Source organism: Paenibacillus sp. 1001270B_150601_E10 (assembly GCF_015558675.1).
GTDB lineage: Bacteria > Bacillota > Bacilli > Paenibacillales > Paenibacillaceae > Paenibacillus_B.
This window is the reverse complement of record NZ_JADMOL010000006.1, coordinates 230,256-247,748: the sequence shown is the minus strand read 5'-3', so window position 1 is coordinate 247,748 and position 17,493 is coordinate 230,256. Positions and strand designations below refer to the sequence as shown.

General features: G+C 44.4%; 15 protein-coding genes and 1 other annotated feature. Of the genes, 12 read left to right on the top strand and 3 right to left on the bottom strand.

Features of this window, described 5'->3' with window-relative positions; translation table 11 throughout:
* Positions 1-10: 10 nt before the first annotated feature.
* Entirely contained in the window at positions 11-499 is a 489-nt protein-coding gene (locus I2H74_RS15765; protein ID WP_195575176.1) for a DinB family protein, read from the top strand.
* Positions 500-624: 125 nt separating this feature from the next.
* Positions 625-1,392, top strand: a complete 768-nt coding sequence (locus I2H74_RS15760) for a TrmB family transcriptional regulator (RefSeq protein WP_195575175.1) — start codon at positions 625-627, stop codon at positions 1,390-1,392.
* 110 nt (positions 1,393-1,502) lie between these two features.
* Here I2H74_RS15760 and I2H74_RS15755 read toward each other — a convergent pair whose 3' ends face one another.
* A complete protein-coding gene (locus I2H74_RS15755; protein WP_195575174.1) occupies positions 1,503-2,702 on the bottom strand; it encodes an MFS transporter in 1,200 nt (399 codons plus the stop codon).
* Between the two features lie 309 nt (positions 2,703-3,011).
* Between I2H74_RS15755 and I2H74_RS15750 the strand changes: the two genes are divergently transcribed.
* The 8 genes from I2H74_RS15750 to I2H74_RS15720 all read left to right on the top strand — a co-directional run bounded on the left by I2H74_RS15750 (position 3,012) and on the right by I2H74_RS15720 (position 12,856).
* Entirely contained in the window at positions 3,012-5,402 is a 2,391-nt protein-coding gene (locus I2H74_RS15750) for a polyprenyl synthetase family protein (RefSeq protein WP_195575173.1), read from the top strand.
* Positions 5,403-5,643: 241 nt separating this feature from the next.
* Complete coding sequence (locus I2H74_RS15745; RefSeq protein WP_195575172.1) at positions 5,644-6,528, top strand: aminoglycoside phosphotransferase family protein; 885 nt, start codon at positions 5,644-5,646, stop codon at positions 6,526-6,528.
* A 140-nt stretch (positions 6,529-6,668) separates the two neighbouring features.
* A complete protein-coding gene (locus I2H74_RS15740; RefSeq protein ID WP_195575171.1) occupies positions 6,669-7,202 on the top strand; it encodes a dihydrofolate reductase family protein in 534 nt (177 codons plus the stop codon).
* Between the two features lie 134 nt (positions 7,203-7,336).
* The gene (locus tag I2H74_RS15735) at positions 7,337-7,675 is read left to right on the top strand and encodes a hypothetical protein (RefSeq protein WP_195575170.1); all 339 of its coding nucleotides are present in this window, start codon (positions 7,337-7,339) and stop codon (positions 7,673-7,675) included.
* 288 nt (positions 7,676-7,963) lie between these two features.
* Entirely contained in the window at positions 7,964-9,706 is a 1,743-nt protein-coding gene (locus I2H74_RS15730; protein WP_229106727.1) for a DUF5054 domain-containing protein, read from the top strand.
* Positions 9,633-10,031, top strand: coding sequence for a hypothetical protein (locus tag I2H74_RS24735; protein ID WP_229106726.1), 399 nt, complete (start codon positions 9,633-9,635; stop codon positions 10,029-10,031). The genes I2H74_RS15730 and I2H74_RS24735 overlap by 74 nt, the downstream gene beginning before the upstream one ends.
* 248 nt (positions 10,032-10,279) lie before the next feature.
* Positions 10,280-11,473: a Gfo/Idh/MocA family protein gene (locus I2H74_RS15725; RefSeq protein ID WP_195575169.1), complete on the top strand. Its 1,194-nt coding sequence runs from the start codon at positions 10,280-10,282 to the stop codon at positions 11,471-11,473.
* A gap of 93 nt (positions 11,474-11,566) precedes the next feature.
* Positions 11,567-11,818, top strand: a binding site (T-box leader).
* 42 nt (positions 11,819-11,860) lie between these two features.
* Entirely contained in the window at positions 11,861-12,856 is a 996-nt protein-coding gene (locus I2H74_RS15720) for a tryptophan--tRNA ligase (RefSeq protein ID WP_195575168.1), read from the top strand.
* A gap of 112 nt (positions 12,857-12,968) precedes the next feature.
* On the opposite strand, the gene I2H74_RS15715 is transcribed toward I2H74_RS15720, so the two are convergent.
* The gene (locus I2H74_RS15715) at positions 12,969-13,946 is read right to left on the bottom strand and encodes a hypothetical protein (RefSeq protein ID WP_195575167.1); all 978 of its coding nucleotides are present in this window, start codon (positions 13,944-13,946) and stop codon (positions 12,969-12,971) included.
* Between the two features lie 457 nt (positions 13,947-14,403).
* Entirely contained in the window at positions 14,404-15,315 is a 912-nt protein-coding gene (locus I2H74_RS15710; protein ID WP_195575166.1) for a serine hydrolase domain-containing protein, read from the bottom strand.
* Positions 15,316-15,745: 430 nt separating this feature from the next.
* Here I2H74_RS15710 and I2H74_RS15705 point away from each other — a divergent pair, with 430 nt between their 5' ends.
* A complete protein-coding gene (locus I2H74_RS15705; protein ID WP_195575165.1) occupies positions 15,746-16,504 on the top strand; it encodes an alpha/beta hydrolase in 759 nt (252 codons plus the stop codon).
* 20 nt (positions 16,505-16,524) lie between these two features.
* Positions 16,525-17,487, top strand: a complete 963-nt coding sequence (locus I2H74_RS15700; RefSeq protein WP_195575164.1) for an ABC transporter permease — start codon at positions 16,525-16,527, stop codon at positions 17,485-17,487.
* Positions 17,488-17,493 lie beyond the last annotated feature (6 nt).

Here is a 17,493-nt window from a genome sequence, read left to right as displayed (position 1 = left end):
AGCGAATGACATGAGTGGAGCAGCACCAATCAGAGATCACTTGTTGGATGAACTAGAATTGGCCGTTCGAACTGTAGATGCACTGCTAAACAGAATCAAGCCTGAGGAGTGGAGCTATCGCCCAGCCGAGAATATGCGAACACTATTAGAGCTCGCGCATCATATTGTCTCGATCCCTGCATCTGATCTTGCCATTCTCAATGAGCAAGCACAGCCTGATGTTGAGCGGATCGAGAACCGAGTCAACGGCATACAGGATCCGAATCAGTTAGCAAACCATTTTCGTACGAATGTTGAGGAATTGCGGACCTATATGCTGTCTTTGTCAGAAGATGAGCTGCTGCATAAGTCAACGAAAGCATTCTATGCTGAACATAGCGTTGTTCAGATTAAATGGCTCATTGAGATTGTGACCCATACGTTCCACCACAGAGCCCAGCTCTACAACTATTTGAAGCAGCTTGGACATCCTCTGCAATTCTTTATGCTGTACGGTTAACGTATAAGCCCTCTTGCAGATTCCTACGAAAGACTTGCGGATGACATCCATGTGCGATATGAACTTGTCTCCTCCTGAACCATTCAAGTAAACTAGTGATAAAAGGATCGTGATGGAGGAAGGACATGCTGCAGAAGTTCGGATATTCGCAATATGAAAGCAAAGTATATGAAGCGCTGGTTACCCATGCGGAGGCGATGGATGCCACGACGATCGTGAAGCACTCCGGTGTCCCAAAAGCCAAAATATATGAAGTGATTGCGAGGCTCGTGGAGAAGGGGATTGTCTCTGACGCCTTGTCCGGCAAGAAGCGCACTTATGTGGCTATACCGATGCAGATCGTCATTGATAAGCTGACACAGGAATTCAAAAAGGACATTGCCGATCTAAAAAAGGCAGGAGAACGACGGGCTTATGCAGATGATCAGGTATGGAGCCTGAAGACAGACTCTTCAATTCAAGCCTACTTCCGCCAAATGATCGAAGAGGCGGAGCATTCTATTGTGCTATCGATGTTCGTAAATGAATTTGAATCCATTGCTCGACTGCTTGAGGAAAAGGAGAAGCAGGGCGTAGATGTGGAGGTATTGGTTACAGGAGGCACACCCAAAGGCGTATTGTTAAAGAACATGAATATCCTTGAGCCGTCAGAAGGCCATGAGATGATCTTGGAGCAATTTAAGCTTATCATAACGGATGGCAGTCAAGTGCTCTTTGCTGGTATGGAGGAAGGCAATTGGCAGGCGATGCGCACGATGGCGCAGCCATTCGTTAAGTTCTTTACAGAATTCTTTCACCATGATGTGGCGCTTGCCGCCATCTCAAAGAAATATGCGAATGAATTAATGCAGGATTCAGAGATGAAGGCTCTTCTGATGCGCTTAAGATATTAACAGGATGGCGCATGGCGGCAACAGCATAAAGACCACACGAAGGATAACTGTCTGTTATACTCGGTGTGGTCTTTTTTCGTATGAAGATTGATTAAATGAAATCCGTTATGTTAAACGGAATCTGCGCTTGAGATCGAAGCGCACTTCGCCATCGGCTCGGTCACAGAAGCCGGCTTGCGGCTGATCGAATAGGCAGCACTGCCAAGCGCCAGCAGAGCGATAAGACCGCCAACCCACGGGTTGTTGGCTACAGAGCTCTTTTCAATAACCATGCCGCCGATAAAGGAGCCTGTTGCAATGCCGAGATGCATAACCGAGTTGTTCAAGCTAAGCTGAATGTCAACGGTGCTCGGTGCCTGCTTTATCAGATAAGACTGTTGTGCAGGAGAGAGGGCCCAGCTCAGACCGCCCCAGATCATCATCATCGCCATGAATACATAGATCGAAGCGTGTGCAGCAAACAGCATCATAAACATGGATGCGGAGAAGCACACCAGCACCAGAACGATCGTCCTCGTTGCTCCCCATTTATCCGACAATAGACCACCTAATCCACCGCCCGCTACAGCAGTGATGCCAAATAGGAAGTACACAATGCTCATCATCGCAGGGCTAATGTCAAAGTTAGCATGTACAAAGGGTGTCAAATAGGCGTATAGCGTTAAATGACCTGTAAGCATCAAGAAGGAAATCAGCTGTCCACTAATGATCTTCTTCGTGCAAAGCGCAGACAATTGCTGACGAAGCGATACGACTGGACTTGGTGCTGTTCGCTTGAGAAACATTGCATTTGCAACCATAACAAGAGCGCTTAGTCCAGCGATCAGAAGGAACGGCGCTCTCCAGCCGTATGCATTCCCGATGACCATTCCAACCGGTACGCCAAGCACAAGCGATCCGCTGATCCCCATATAAATAATCCCGATCGCTCTTCCTCGGTGCGATTCAGGAACAAGCTGAGAAGCAAGTGAAATCGATAACACAATGATGACAGCGCCACTCATGGCTGATAAAGCGCGAGCAGATAAGGTGAGCCCATAGCTCGAGCTGAAGGCAACAATAAGGTTGGCAACGATAAAGACGCCGAGCGCTAACAAATACAGCCTTTTGCGTTCCATCCTTGCTGTGATATTCATCAATATAGGTGCGGATAGGGCAAATGCTACCGAAAATATCGTGATGAAATGACCTGCTGCACTTACAGAGATATGCAGATCAGAAGCAATCAGATCCAGTATTCCGCCGACAATCAGTTCCACTGTACCAACCACAAAGGCGGAAATAGCTAGCAAGTATACACGTGCATTCAAAAAAAACATCCTTCCCTTAAATAAAAGTTACTACCATTATAGTAACCATATCGTTAATTGACAACCTATTTTGTTTTGATCACGATCATGATCAGCTGGAAAGTATTGTTTTTCAGCATGTTAAAGGGTTAAGGTCAAAAAAATCAGTCTCATTTAGAAAATGATTCTGTAACCCAAATCTTTCTTCCTCGTATACAAGATATGAACTTATATGAAGGAAGTTGCCCCAACAAGCATTCATCCTTATTAACGATCATGCTTGACTAATAAATAGGTACCTTAACCCATAAGAAACAGAGGGAACAACCAATGAGTGTACAACATATAGATCATGCTGGTCCTGAAATAAGCTATCGGCTGGCTGAACAGAAGGCGGTTCAATATTTCTCAGCGCTTGATGCTCAGATTAAAAATCAATCCTTTCTCACGGGGCTGACTGAGGATATTCAGCTCTGGAAAAAAAGCCATATTCATAAGCCTTCGCTCTTCTCCTTGTTCTCAAAAGGGAGAAAAAGGCCGGATACAAGAGATTACCAGCTTTACATCCAATGGCTGAATTATACAGGCAGGCTAGATGATTATCTGGATCGGAGCGTCTCCTATATCTACATGCGAGACCTTGGCAAAGCCTTGGATTCACCTGAGGTAAATAGCCGAATACAGCGAATTGTAGCTGATGTAAAGAAATATGTTATCCAATCCTCGGAAGGAACCAAAGAGAACCCTCCTGCCATGATGGACTTGGCTGAGCTGTACCGCAAGGCTCAGAAGATGGGAATTGAATCATCGACCATCTGGCTGATTGACAAACTAAAAAGGGTCGCTGCGCATATTCCTGAGGGCATGAGTGCTGAACATGCACAGCGCAAACTGATTAAGATTGTTATCGGCGTGTTGATGCATGTTTACGAAGACCTGGATGCAGGCATATCTCATTCAGAAAGAGCGAAGAGACTGGGAGACGCGATTCGGCTTGGTTATTCTTATGGTCTCACGTATCCATTTATTGATGATTTGTTGGATTCTCATGTACTGACCTTGCAGGAGAAGGAACAGTATTCGCGGATGATACGTAGTGCCTTGCTTACAGGGATTGTTCCTGAGCTTGGAATATGGAAGGGAAGCAACAAAGAGCTGATTCAATACATCCATGCAGAGCTGAAAGAAGGATTTGAATATATAAAGGGTTATCAAAACGAGGCATCCCGCCAGGTGTTCTTTGAACAATCCTATGTATTCTTCCATTCGCAAGAGCAGGACCGGGCTAAGAATCTTGCTTATGCAAGCTATACCAATGAAGAACTTTTTGTTCCTGTTATCTTAAAGTCTTCCTCTTCACGGCTAATCGTTCGATCTGTTATCGGTGCTCAAGCGGATGACGGCTTTGATCAACGAACGTTCTATTACGGCATTTATAATCAATTAGCGGATGATTTTGCCGACATGCATGATGACTTGAACAACGGGGCCGTTACACCGTATACCTATTATTTAAAATACCGGCATCAGCGCTCTGATCTCATTAATCCATTTGAAATGTACTGGGCAGTTATTCATCATCTGATTCACCACGTGCATCATGCCGATCCTAAAACAAGAGAAGTCATATTAGACCGTGCTATCAATGGCCTGAAACGATGCAGAGAGCGTGTTGGCGCGGAGAAATATACAGAGATCATGGAGATCTTTGCAGCAGGCATGCCCGTGTTTAATAAGCTGGTTCAGCAAATGGTTCGAAAGGCTGATGACGTAGACTTCTTTGATAAACTGCTGCGGGATCAGCTTGTGACATCCCTTAGAAACGATCAGAAAGAAAAAGATGCATTCTTTAACACCATTAATCAACTGCGGGAAAAGATCAATCGTGAGTTGAAGATAACAAAGGAAAATGGAATATCACCTATGAAAGAGCCGCTGATTGACGCAGCGAATTACAGCCTGGAAGGGGACGGCAAACGGTTGCGTCCAATTCTGTCCTGGGTTGTAGGCGTAAACGAATACGGCTTGAAAGCAGAAGAAATGTTGCCTTTGCTGCGCTCAATTGAGTATATGCATACCGCTTCCTTAATCTTTGATGATCTGCCTTCTCAGGATAATGCTGCTACTCGTCGAGGACGCCCAACGCTTCATCAGGTGCACAATGTTGCAACAGCAGAGCTAACAGGACTGTTTCTTATCCAGAAGGCCATCAAAGAGCAGTCCTCACTTGAACGTTTTGATCCGAGATCGGTGCTTGCCTTAATGAAATACTCCGCTGAAAAAACAGAGGAAATGTGCATGGGGCAGGCAATGGACATTGATTCGAAAGGGAAGGCGCTGAATCTCGAGCAGTTGAACATGATTTGTTTTTATAAGACCGGCATCGCCTTTGAAGCATCCCTTGTTATGCCCGCTATTTTGGCCCAGATTCCAGATAAAGAGATCGAAGCCTTAAAGAAATATGCCTACCATGCCGGCATTGCCTTTCAGATCAAAGATGATTTGCTGGACCTTGAAGGAAATACCGAACTGCTTGGCAAGCCTGTTGGTCAAGATGCTCAAAATAACAATTCGAACTTCGTGTCCATTCTTGGGCAGGATGGCGCTAGAAAAGAGATGTGGGAGCATTATTGTCTTGCAATGGAGGCATTGAAGCGTCTGCCGCGCAGTATTGCCTTTCTCCGTCATCTATTGAACTACTTTGTTAATCGAGATCGATAAGAGGAAGTGCTGAGTTAGTACTCAGCACTTTTTATTTTCCTGCAAATCTACGGATAGTAATGTTAGCGGATGCCGAAACATACTTAACTAGGTTAAATAATATTTGGCTATACTTTAATTCGACCGCGAATACACTCGTAATTCTGTTAAGATTGATTCATGCATCTGATATCGAACAATCTTGTAAGCTCACGATCATTTATCATAGAAGATAAGTAGAGATAAGGAGGATGTTACGATTATGGTGGAGATTCAAGTTGAGCTTGTGAAGCAACTTATACATGATCAATTTCCGCAGTGGTCAATGCTTTCGATTCGGCCCGTTGAGAAGGGAGGACATGACAACCGCACATTTCACTTAGGCGATACCATGACTGTCAGACTGCCTAGTGGAGCGGCGTATGCTCCTCAGGTTGAAAAAGAGCTTTTCTGGCTGCCAAAGCTTAAGCCGTTTCTTTCATTGCCAATCTCTTCACCAATCGCGAAAGGAAAGCCGACGGTAGTCTATCCATTTCCATGGTTAGTTAATGAGTGGCTGCCAGGAGATACCGTCTCTCGATCAAATATATCGGATCTGGAGCCATTTGCTGCTGACTTAGCTCATTTTCTAATCGAACTTCAAGCCATTGATGCGGCACAAGGACCGCTGGCAGGAGAGCATAATTTTCATCGCGGCGGTGATCTGATCGTTTACAACAATGAGACAGAGGCTGCATTGTCGGAGCTTTCACCTGCCTTGCCAACCGAACAATTTCATGAAATATGGTCGATCGCCTTGGCGTCCCATTGGTCAGAAAAAGGCGTATGGGTTCATGGCGACATCGCTCCAGGAAACTTGCTGGTTCATCGCGGTTTGCTTTGCGGCGTTATAGATTTCGGCATACTTGGGGTGGGAGACCCAGCTTGCGATTACGCTATGGCTTGGACCTTCTTTGATCGAAAGAGCAGAATGACCTTTAAAGATGCATTAGGCTGCGATGAAGGCACTTGGAACCGAGCGAGAGGGTGGGCGCTCTGGAAAGCACTTATAACCTATGCTGGACCAGACCAGCAATCGGAAAGAGCACGAGAATCCAAGCATACACTTGATGCTATCTTGGAGGAATATGAGCAAGATAAGAAGTGACTATACATTAACGGTGTTAAACAAATTTTCTCAATGAAATTCACTTTCGTTTCTTTAAAGAAGACAATTATTGTCGTATATAGCAGATAAAATGGATCATGTAATCAGAAATGTAAACGAACATATTAAGGAGGTTCCTTATGGCGCGTGAAGTTGTATTATACATTGCAGCTAGCTTGGATGGTTACATTGCCAGAGCAGACGATAACTTAGATTGGCTAACGGAAACGGAGAGTGAAGGGGACGCAGGCTATGCTGAGATGTATCAATCTATTGATACCGTTCTTATGGGGAAGCGTACCTATGACTGGCTGCTGGAACACACAGATGCCTTTCCTTATCCCGATAAAAAGTGTTACGTCTTTTCTACAACAGAAAAGGGCTCGACGGATCATGTAGAATTTGTGAATGAGGATGTTTTGGCTTTTACACGTAAACTTAAGGAAGAAGACGGTGCGAAGATCTGGATGGTGGGTGGAGGCGGCATCCTTGATGCGTTTATTAAGCATCATCTCATAGACGAATACATCATAACGGTTACACCTCATATTTTAGGAGCGGGTATTCCACTATTCAAAGCGAATAATCCTGAAATTCACCTTTTCTTAAAAGAGAGCAGACGCTACGGGCAGTTTGTTCAAATGCATTATCTAACTACAAGGGATGGGAACTAAGAGCTGAAAGGGAATCTACTACCCTTTCAATATGAATACAACAATAGATTATAGTGGCATCTACTAAAACCGCGATAAATGCGGTTTTTTTCATAGACTCAAATAACGGAAGATTTTGGTATAGTAAAATCGGAATGGGAAATACGATCGTAACACTAGATGATAAGCTTAGCTTTATCGATTTTGGCTTTTTTGGTCCGCGCTATTACGGCATTGATGTTGCGATGGGAGCGCTCATGATCCCTGCTGAGCTTAGGGATACGTTCCTTGAAGGGGTGTATGGTCATTCCAGCATCCAAGAAGAAGAGGTTGTTCGATTAGAAGGTTTTATGCTGCTATCGATTATTGGCTTCTATGCTTTTCAAATGGGCAATGAAAAGATGCACGATTGGATGCGAGAACGGATGCCAAAGCTTTGCTCCGATTACGGTTTGCCTTACATCTCGGGAGAACGCATTATTTATTCGATTTAGGATCGAACGTCCGTAAGAATTTATGGACAGCCATAGTTCTACATAAAAACAAAAGTCCTGTTTATACAACCTTGCGATGTCCAATATGACCGTCATATCTCCATATAGGTGAGAGTTGTTGTAACGCTTTGTATTGAGCGAAAGGAAGAACCCTTCGATTAGGCTACTCCATAGCTGTCCTTATTTTTCAAAAGGATGACGCATTCAGACAAAGACGCAACCAGCTTGCTTTAGTAGAATGTGCTCAAGATCGGTATTGTCGCTCATACTTGAAAGGGGTAGAATTTCTTGACCACAACAATCAAAAGAGTACACGTCGTTTTTAAAACACATCTGGATATTGGATTTACGGATCTGGCAAAGAATGTTGTCGATCGATATATGAATGGATTTATTCCTCAGGCCCTTGAACTGTCTGAGCAGTTAGGGAAGGAAGAAGGGAATGTGAAGTTTGTCTGGACGACAGGATCATGGTTAATCCATGAATTTTTAGATCAAGCATCTCCAGATATGCGCTTTCGAATGGAAGAAGCGATCAGAGAAGGCAGGATCGTTTGGCACGGTTTGCCGTTTACAACCCATACGGAAATTATGGATGATCGGTTATTTGAGTTTGGGCTTTCCATTTCGAAGGAGCTGGATAACAAGTATGGCAAGACCACCATCGCTGCCAAAATGACCGATGTTCCGGGGCATACAATCGCGATCGTTCCCATGCTTGCGAAGCAAGGTATTCAATATTTGCATTTAGGGGTCAACATGGTCTCTAAGAATCCGAAGGTGCCCAATATGTTCGTATGGCAGGCAGCAGACGGCTCAGAGATTATCGTTCATTATGCTGATAGCTATGGAAAGCCTTTTCAGATGGAAGGGCTGGAGGACGCTTTATACTTTGCTCACACCCATGATAATCATGGTCCATCGACGCTGGAGGAGGTCCGCGAACTGTTCCAGCAGCTGCAGCTTGAATACCCAGGAGCAGAGATCATGGCATCCACACTGGATGCTTTTGCTGAAAAGCTGCTGGCCATCAAGCATCGCTTGCCTGTCATTCGTGAGGAAATCGGGGACACCTGGATACATGGGATTGCTTCTGATCCATGGCGAATTGCGAGATACAGAGAATTGCTTCGTCTTAGAGATGAATGGATCAGCACAGGGCAATTGGATCCGCAAAGCGAGTCCTATGCGCAGTTCTGCAATCGGTTAATGTTAATACCTGAGCATACATGGGGCTTGAACAATTCGGTCTATCTTATTGACTTTGCGGACTACTCCGCTTCGCAATTCGCTGCTGCGAGGGCTAAAGATGTGATAGAGAGGAAGAATGTAAAGAAATTCGCTTATCTAGGCTATTTTACAAATACCAAGCGCACCTACAGTTTCTATGAGAGCTCGTGGCAGGAGCAGCGTGATTATTTGGATTCGACGATTCAAGCGCTGCCTGAAGGTTTGGCAAGGGAAGCTTCGGCTAGGCTGCGTGCGATGAATGCCCAGCCCGCAGCGGTTGCGAGTCATGATGCATGTACATTAGCCATGGATGAGCTTTACGATCTAGGGCAGTTTAAGGTAAGCTTCGCGCCAGATGGATCCATCAATCGCTTATTGGACCGAACCGGTAAAGAATGGGCGAATGAGACAAACAGACTAGGTACGTATAGCTATGAAACATTCAGCAAAGAGAGCTATGATCGATTCTTCAAAGAGTATTTGACGAATCTGGATATCCATCATGAATGGGCAGACAATGACTTCGGCAAGCCGGGTATTGAATACGTGAAGCCAAGACCAGAGCATCGCATTGCGACACCATCTTTGCGTTCCCTTAAGCTGGAGCAGCAGGCAGGGAAGGACAAGGTGACAGCAGAGCTGAAGCTTCCTACGGAGCTGTGCGATCAGTATGGAGCGCCTTGCAAATTAAGCATCGTGTATACTTTCCATAAGGACGAGCCTATCCTTGATGTGGCTTTATATTGGAGCGACAAGCAGGCTTCCAGAGGCAAGCTGGTTCTCATTCGTTCCGCTGGTTGATAATCCGAATGCATGGGAAATGGATAAAATGGGGAAACGCATCTCGCCGCTAACCGTCGTACGAGACGGCAACCGAAATATGCATGGCGTGCAATCCGGACTCTACTATGATGCAGCGGATGGAGCAGTTGTCATCGAGACGCTGGATGCACCGCTTGTATGTCCGGGGCAGGCCAGATTGCTGCAATTTGACAATACGTATGCGCCGCTCACGGGAGGTTTCCATTTCAATCTGCACAATAACGTATGGGGAACCAACTTTATGATGTGGTTTGAGGATGATATGCAGTTCCGCTTCAGATTAACGCTGAACAGCTATGCTTGATCCGTTTCTTGCACATTTTATGGATGAACGAGAAGGTGGTTCTTTGCGGTCTAGGCCTTGTTTATTATGATAAAGGCAGCTCCCGAAAGAACACCACTAATGATGTTGCGAAAAGACGAGTTTATACTACATTTCTACCTATAAATGGGGGCCCACCTTCGATACAATAGGAGTATTCATCCACATTATAAGATAATTGTGGAATCTTACGCCATTGAAGTTGCATCATTATGAAGGAGCGTGCTGAAATGAGTAAGCAAATCAAAGTCGGAGTTATTGGCTTGGGTGCACGTGGTAGCAGCCTACTTGAAGGGATCATTCTTCAGACTCCAGATGTAGAAGTAGTAGCAGTATGTGATCTCTATGAAGATCGCACGGAGCATGCGGCTAAAGCAGTAGAGCGTTCTCAAGGGAAGCGTCCTTTCACGTCGCAGCGCTACGAGGATGTACTTGCAATTGACGCCATTGATGCCATAGTCGTATGCACATCCTGGGATGCGCATATTGAAATTACGATAGCTTCCATGGAGGCAGGCAAATATGTCGCTTCTGAGGTTGGCGGCGCTTATTCCATTCAGGAATGCTGGAAGCTGGTTGAAACCTATGAAAGAACCAAAGTGCCTTGCATGATCTTGGAAAACTGCTGCTACGGCAGAGAAGAGCTCATGGTGCTTAATATGGTTAAGCAAGGCGTATTTGGTGAGATCGTCCATTGCTCAGGCGGCTACATGCATGATCTGCGTGATGAAATTGCATATGGGCGTGAAAATCGACACTATCGCTTGGATCAATATATGAATCGCAATGGTGAGAACTATCCGACACATGAGTTGGGACCGATTGCGAAAGTGCTGGATATTAATCGCGGCAATCGCATGGTTTCTCTTGTCTCCATTGCTTCAAAAGCAAGAGGCATGCAGGAATATATTAAGCAGAATAAAAGCAATGACCCAGAGTTAGCTCATGCAGCGTTCAAGCAGGGAGATATCGTTACGACCATTATCCAATGTGCACGTGGCGAAACGATTACGCTGACACTTGATACTACGCTGCCAAGATATTATTCCCGTGGCTTTACGGTTCGTGGAACGAAGGGAATGTTCACGGAAGAGAACAACTCTATCTTCTTAGACGGCGTCCATGATCATAATGCGGTGTGGAGTCCAGAGTGGGGCAATGTTGAAAACTTCAGAGAACAATACGAGCACCCGATCTGGAAAAAGTATTTTGAAGAAGGCGTAAAAGCAGGGCATGGCGGTATCGACTGGCTCGTATTCGCTGATTTCTTTGAAAGTGTAAAAAATCAAACTCTGCCACCACTTGATGTATACGACATGGCTTCATGGATGAGTATTTCCGCATTGTCTGAGGAATCCATTGCGCTGGGCGGCCAACCTGTCACCATTCCAGATTTCACAAATGGAAAATGGATGAAGCGTTAAGCAGATAACCTATCATTTTTACAAACAAGCGTATAAGACGTTTGACTTTGATCAGAAGTTCTTGTAATAATATAAAGAATTATATGCACATATAACACTGCGATGATGAAGAGAGTACGTATGGTCAATCCTCCAGAGAGCTGATGGTTGGTGTGAATCAGTGGTGAGACGATACTGAAGTGGGCTTCTGAGCATCCAAACCGAAAGCATTAGCAAGTAGGCTTTGGCGAAAGTCTCGTCGTTACAAGAGACACGTATTCAAACATGATGCATGTTTCGATACGCAAAGCGAGCTTGTTTTACAGGCTAACGAAGGTGGTACCACGGGGTTTCCTCGTCCTTTTTAGGATGAGGGCCCCTTTTTTATTTTTCACGAGGAGGGATAACATGAGCAACGAAATCGTTCTTACAGGCGTCAAGCCTACTGGGAAGGTTCATGTCGGCAATTACATTGGCGCTATTAAGCCTGCATTGGGAATGGCCAGCAGTCAAGACTGCACAGCCATCTTCTTCATTCCTGACTATCACGGATTAACCTTTATTCAAGACAGAGATGAATTGAAAACCTTAACCTATGGGATCGCAGCAACGTGGCTTGCGATGGGACTTGATCCTGAGAAGGTTGTTTTTTACAGACAATCGGATGTACCGGAGATATTCGAGCTTCATTGGATCCTCTCGTGCATGACACCAAAGGGACTCATGAATCGAGCCCATGCCTATAAGGCGATTCAGGACAAAAACGACGCTCAAGGGATTGAACGGGATCATGGGGTTAATATGGGTTTATACACTTATCCGATCTTAATGGCAGCAGATATTCTGCTGTTTCAAACGGATAAAGTTCCTGTTGGCAAAGATCAGATTCAGCATGTTGAGATTGCTCGTGATATTGCAGAGAGATTTAATCACCATTACGGCGATACGTTTAAGCTTCCAAACTATGTTGTTGATGAGCATACTGCTGTTATCCCTGGCCTTGATGGCAGGAAAATGAGCAAAAGCTATGGTAACACCATTCCGCTCTTTGCGTCTTCTCAAAAACTAAAGAAAATGATCAATAGAATTGTAACGGATTCCACTCCTCCTAATGAGCCAAAGAATCCTGATGAATCGAGTATCTTTTTGCTGTATAGGGAATTCGCTTCGTCTGAGCAAACCAATGCGCTTCGAAAAAAATATCAGTCGGGCATAAGCTGGGGAGAGGCCAAACAAGCTTTGTTTGAGGTCATGAATAACGATTTAGAGAAGCCTCGCAGAACATTTATCGAGTTAATGGCTGATCCAGCACAAATCGAACAGATCCTGCTGGAAGGAGCACAGAAAGCACGTGCACTTGCCACACCAATGTTGGAGAAGGTTAGAGGCAAGATCGGGCGTTAAAAGCAAAGCACAGTTATGTTAATGCCTTGGAGAAAGGGGGAGGTTGTTGGGGTATTACTCAACAGCCTTCGAACCCGTCTGATAAGCCAAACCGATGCGGTCGGTATGGCAATTATCCTGCCGTAATCAAGTTTTTTACTTTTTGATACATATCTTTACTGTAATAGAATTGACCCTGATATTGTATAAGATCGTTACCCCATACCTTAATAATCACTTGCTGTCGTTCATCCTTGAAGGTGATCGAGTCCACATTAAGAGTAGAACCGACCTCAGAAGCAGGGATTGACTCCTGCTTGATAGCGGATGAAAGCATTCTCCACAATTGATCTAGGTGATTCGAGTCCTTACCTTCAACATAGGAACCGTCTGGCAATTCCATCGATACGGTTTGATAGCGAAACAGACCGTTTCTTTTTAGTTCCTCAGCATGATGATCCTGAAGCCAAGCCCACCATTTGCTGTCGGGAAGCTGAACCCATCCAATCGGATTGTCACTGAAACGAAGTCCTACTATAGACGGTGACAACCATGTTACAATCAAGTGCTCACCAATTGTTACGCGAATATTCGGATAAGGGATTCCGGATATCCATGGCGGATTAAGTAATGGTTGGGAACTCTTAAGGTCTTGAATTAATAGGTCATAAGTCGATGAATCTAACGAGAAATCAACCTGTGTATCTAAAAACACTGCCTTAGAACCCAATCGATTCGGAACATGGATATCCTTCATGTTGATAAAGCTTGCTGCTAATATACTTCTTAAGGGGGCCGTATCCACCCGATATTGCTTGTCCTTATGGACAATCCCTTCCTCGAATATTGTAAAGCGATCGTTCTTGACAACAAGCTGAAAGATTGGTTTTTCCATAGCCTCCTTTGTTATCGTTGAATTACTGATAAAATCAGCAAGTAGGGAAGAAATCAGAGGATCATTGCTCTTGATCGAGTATTGATGATAATGAATTTCAATACTCTGCGCGCTTTCCTGACGGAGCTGTTCAACGAGTTGTTCCTTTGAATCGGGCAGACTGCAAGCCGTGAGGACGAATATCATCATTGTGATCATTATCATTCCTTTTACCATGTATATTGTCCCTCCAACTATCTTTACTTCTCCTTGTAATAGAAACACCTGAACTCTTGTCTATGTTGCACTGCAGCCTTCGCTTTACAAAGCGTGTGTGATTTTTCAACCTTCATTGAGGTCGTGTCTTTGTATCAAAAACAAGAAGAATGAGTTGGAAGTTCCTATGCATGTATGGCTGGTAAGAAGGTTTCGGAATGTTAATAACGAAGTAGGTTTAACGAAGATAAAATGAATAAGAATGCAAAATCAAAATGTTATCGAAAACATTCAAATGAGCCTATTCTTTTTCCACACAAGGTGCTTAAGCAAAAGAAGTCATACTGAAAAGGGGCTTTAATACAAGCCCCTTCATCGTTTAACATATGTTGCTCGTTAACGAAAGATGAGATAGCCATCATTTTGAAAATCATGTTTGTGTTAAAAAATCCGCGTACTTCTGCGATTCTATTTCCTCCTATAGCAGAGGTAAGATTTCCTGCCATACTACATTCAATATTTCCTGCATTCGATCTTCCTCACTAGTAATGGCAATGACAGCTTCTTTAGCAGGAAGGATCACGCAGAATTGGCCATGTGCGCCGTCAGCTCGATAAGCGTCGTGTGAACACATCCAGAATTGATAGCCGTAGCCCATGCTCCAGTCGATGCTGCCGGTGTTTGCAATATGCTTGCTTGTTGCATGTTCAATCCATTCTTTTGGAACAAGCTGTTGGCCTTGCCACATTCCCTGCTGAAGGAGCATCTGGCCAAATCGACTTAACTCCTCATTGCTGATTCGTAAGCCTGCACATCCCAACGTGATGCCAATCGGGGATGCATCCCAATCTACATGCTTGATTCCAAGCGGATCAAACAACCGAGGCGTTAAATAGTCCTGTATGGTACACCCGACAGATGCCTGGACAAGCGCGGACAGCATAAAGGAATCGCCACTGCTGTATGTAAACTGTGTGCCAGGTGCACGATCTAGCGGCAGGGACATATAGTACTTCACCCAATCTTTCTCCACTAAAGCAGCTCGTTCTTCTGCCCACAGCGGGGGAGAATCATGGCCGCTGCTCATGGTCAGCAAGTGCTCCACAGTAATGCGGCTTGGTTGAAGCGCAGGAGATGCGACATTGGCTATATGTGCATACTGAGGAAATACCTCCCCCAGAGTCGTATCAAGGGATAGTTTGTGCTCATCGATCGCTAATCCAACCGCCATGCATGTAAAAGATTTGCTTATCGAATGCTGAGGACGCCGCGTATCGGAGGTCAAATCCCATGCTCCGATTGTTTCTCCTTTCTTCAATACTCGAACAGAAAGAATATTCAATTGTTCTTCAAAGGTGCATTGCAGAAAACGATCAAGGAGAGTCGTCATTAAGGCATCCTTCTTTCATCGTATTTATCTGTTTATTTCCTTCTCGAATTTATTCGAAACGTTTTGAATTTTGTCTAAATAAATTATAGTTCCTCCTATTAAGCGAAGTCAACGAGTAATCTGTAAGCGATTGCATAAATATAAATTTTAGCAATCTATATCTATATTAACTATTATATGGGTATTATCTCCGATTTTACCGCAATACCTCTGATATTTTACAAAAATAATGATTGACAGGTCAGCTTTGCCAGATATATGATTTAGTCGAAACGATTCGAATAAATCGCTTTCATTTCATCAACATTGTGTTCATTACCGTTCTTCGAAGACAAAGTCCGAACACTCGAATGGAGATTGTAGAGGTGGAAAGCCCAGAAAACAAAGAGGGAAGTCGATTAATTATTTTCTTAAATGAAAGGGATTCCATATGGCACATGTAACGATAGACACAGGTTCAACAACGTTATGCATGTCAACCAGCATTCATGTTGTTTATCCCTTGGAATCACGAATTCCACCATCCAGTACGCTGTATTTGCTGCATGGTGCAGGTGATAATGCGAGCACATGGCAGCGGTTGACAACGATTGAAATGTACGCACAAAAATACAACTGCGCAGTCATTATGCCAGAGGCAAACCGAAGCTATTATGCGGACATGAAATATGGCCTTAATTATTTTCATTACATGACCAAAGAGCTTCCTGAACTGTGCACCAATCTGTTCCATATAAACACGAACCCTGAAAATACTTATATTGCTGGTCTGTCCATGGGGGGCTACGGCGCATTAAAATGTGCTCTTACTTATCCCGATCAGTATGCCAAGGCCGTGTCCTTATCAGGCGTAACTGACATTCAAAAGCGCCTAGTAGACCCTAAGATGCCTGATCGGATGAAAAAAGAGATGCAAGCCGCATTTGGACTAGAGCTTAAAGTAGAATCTGGGGATGACCTCTACCAGCTTGCTGCAAGGAGATTGAACGAAGGTTCATCCCTTCCTTCCATCTTGTGCTGCTGCGGCTCTAGTGATCCTTTCATTGAGATGAATCGAGAGTTTGCTTCCTATATGCAAGATACGAACTTTCACTTTCAATATGTTGAAGGACCTGGCACCCATGATTGGCTGTTTTGGGAGGAGCATCTGAAGACAACATTTGATTTTTTATTTGAAAATCATCAATAGACAGAGAGGGGAGATGTGTTTTGAAATCGGCTGCAATAGAGGGACCGAATGGAGATGGGAAAGGGCGATCGAGAGCAAGGTCACTCTTTACTGAAATCTGGAAGCACCGCATGGTATACACCCTGCTAATACCGGGACTTGTCTGGTTGATCGTGTTTGCCTACATGCCGATGGGCGGTCTTTCTTTAGCGTTCAAGGACTATAAAGCAAACCTTGGAATATTGGGAAGTCCGTGGGTAGGGTTTGAGAATTTCATGTATGTGTTCCGTGATCCTGCTTTTCTAGATGCGGTATGGAGAACCTTATATATCAATATTATCAAGCTGATCATTCAATTTCCGTTTCCTATTCTAGTAGCGTTAATGTTGAATGAACTGCGCATGCGCCGTACGAAGAAGCTATTCCAAACCGTGCTTACGTTTCCACACTTTCTATCGTGGATTATCGTCTCTGGGGTCGTCATCAACGTCCTCGCTTACGACGGACTCGTAAACAGTGCGCTGGCGATGCTAGGCTTGCCAACGATCAATTTCCTAGGCTCAGAGAGCATGTTCGTTCCGATGATCATCTTTACGGATATCTGGAAATCAACCGGATGGGGCGCGATCATTTATCTGGCAGCAATATCTGGTATTGATCAGGATCAATATGAGTCGGCAGAGATTGATGGAGCGTCACGCATGCAGCAAATGTTCCGCATTACGCTTCCAAATATTCTTCCGACCGTAACGATTATGTTTATTCTATCGGTTGGCGGACTCATGTCTTCAGGCTTTGATCAGATCTTTAACTTGGCAAACGCAGCGACCAAAAATGTATCCGAAGTATTGGATGTATACATCTATCGGATTACATTCCAATCTGCAACAGACTTTTCCTTCTCAACGGCAGTCAGCTTGTTCCGTTCTCTTGTGAACATGGTTCTGCTGCTGTTAGCAGACAGAGTAGCCAAGATAATGGGTGGAGACGGTCTGTTCCGTTAAGAAAGA

Excerpts from the sequence above, each read along its gene's own strand:
- I2H74_RS15745 (WP_195575172.1), top strand. The coding sequence starts at position 5,644 with ATGGTGGAGATTCAAGTTGAGCTTGTGAAGCAACTTATACATGATCAA.
- I2H74_RS15765 (WP_195575176.1), top strand. The coding sequence starts at position 11 with ATGAGTGGAGCAGCACCAATCAGAGATCACTTGTTGGATGAACTAGAA.
- I2H74_RS15710 (WP_195575166.1), bottom strand. The coding sequence starts at position 15,315 with ATGACGACTCTCCTTGATCGTTTTCTGCAATGCACCTTTGAAGAACAA.
- I2H74_RS15705 (WP_195575165.1), top strand. The coding sequence starts at position 15,746 with ATGGCACATGTAACGATAGACACAGGTTCAACAACGTTATGCATGTCA.
- I2H74_RS15715 (WP_195575167.1), bottom strand. The coding sequence starts at position 13,946 with ATGGTAAAAGGAATGATAATGATCACAATGATGATATTCGTCCTCACG.
- I2H74_RS15720 (WP_195575168.1), top strand. The coding sequence starts at position 11,861 with ATGAGCAACGAAATCGTTCTTACAGGCGTCAAGCCTACTGGGAAGGTT.
- I2H74_RS15760 (WP_195575175.1), top strand. The coding sequence starts at position 625 with ATGCTGCAGAAGTTCGGATATTCGCAATATGAAAGCAAAGTATATGAA.
- I2H74_RS15740 (WP_195575171.1), top strand. The coding sequence starts at position 6,669 with ATGGCGCGTGAAGTTGTATTATACATTGCAGCTAGCTTGGATGGTTAC.
- I2H74_RS15750 (WP_195575173.1), top strand. The coding sequence starts at position 3,012 with ATGAGTGTACAACATATAGATCATGCTGGTCCTGAAATAAGCTATCGG.
- I2H74_RS15735 (WP_195575170.1), top strand. The coding sequence starts at position 7,337 with ATGGGAAATACGATCGTAACACTAGATGATAAGCTTAGCTTTATCGAT.
- I2H74_RS15725 (WP_195575169.1), top strand. The coding sequence starts at position 10,280 with ATGAGTAAGCAAATCAAAGTCGGAGTTATTGGCTTGGGTGCACGTGGT.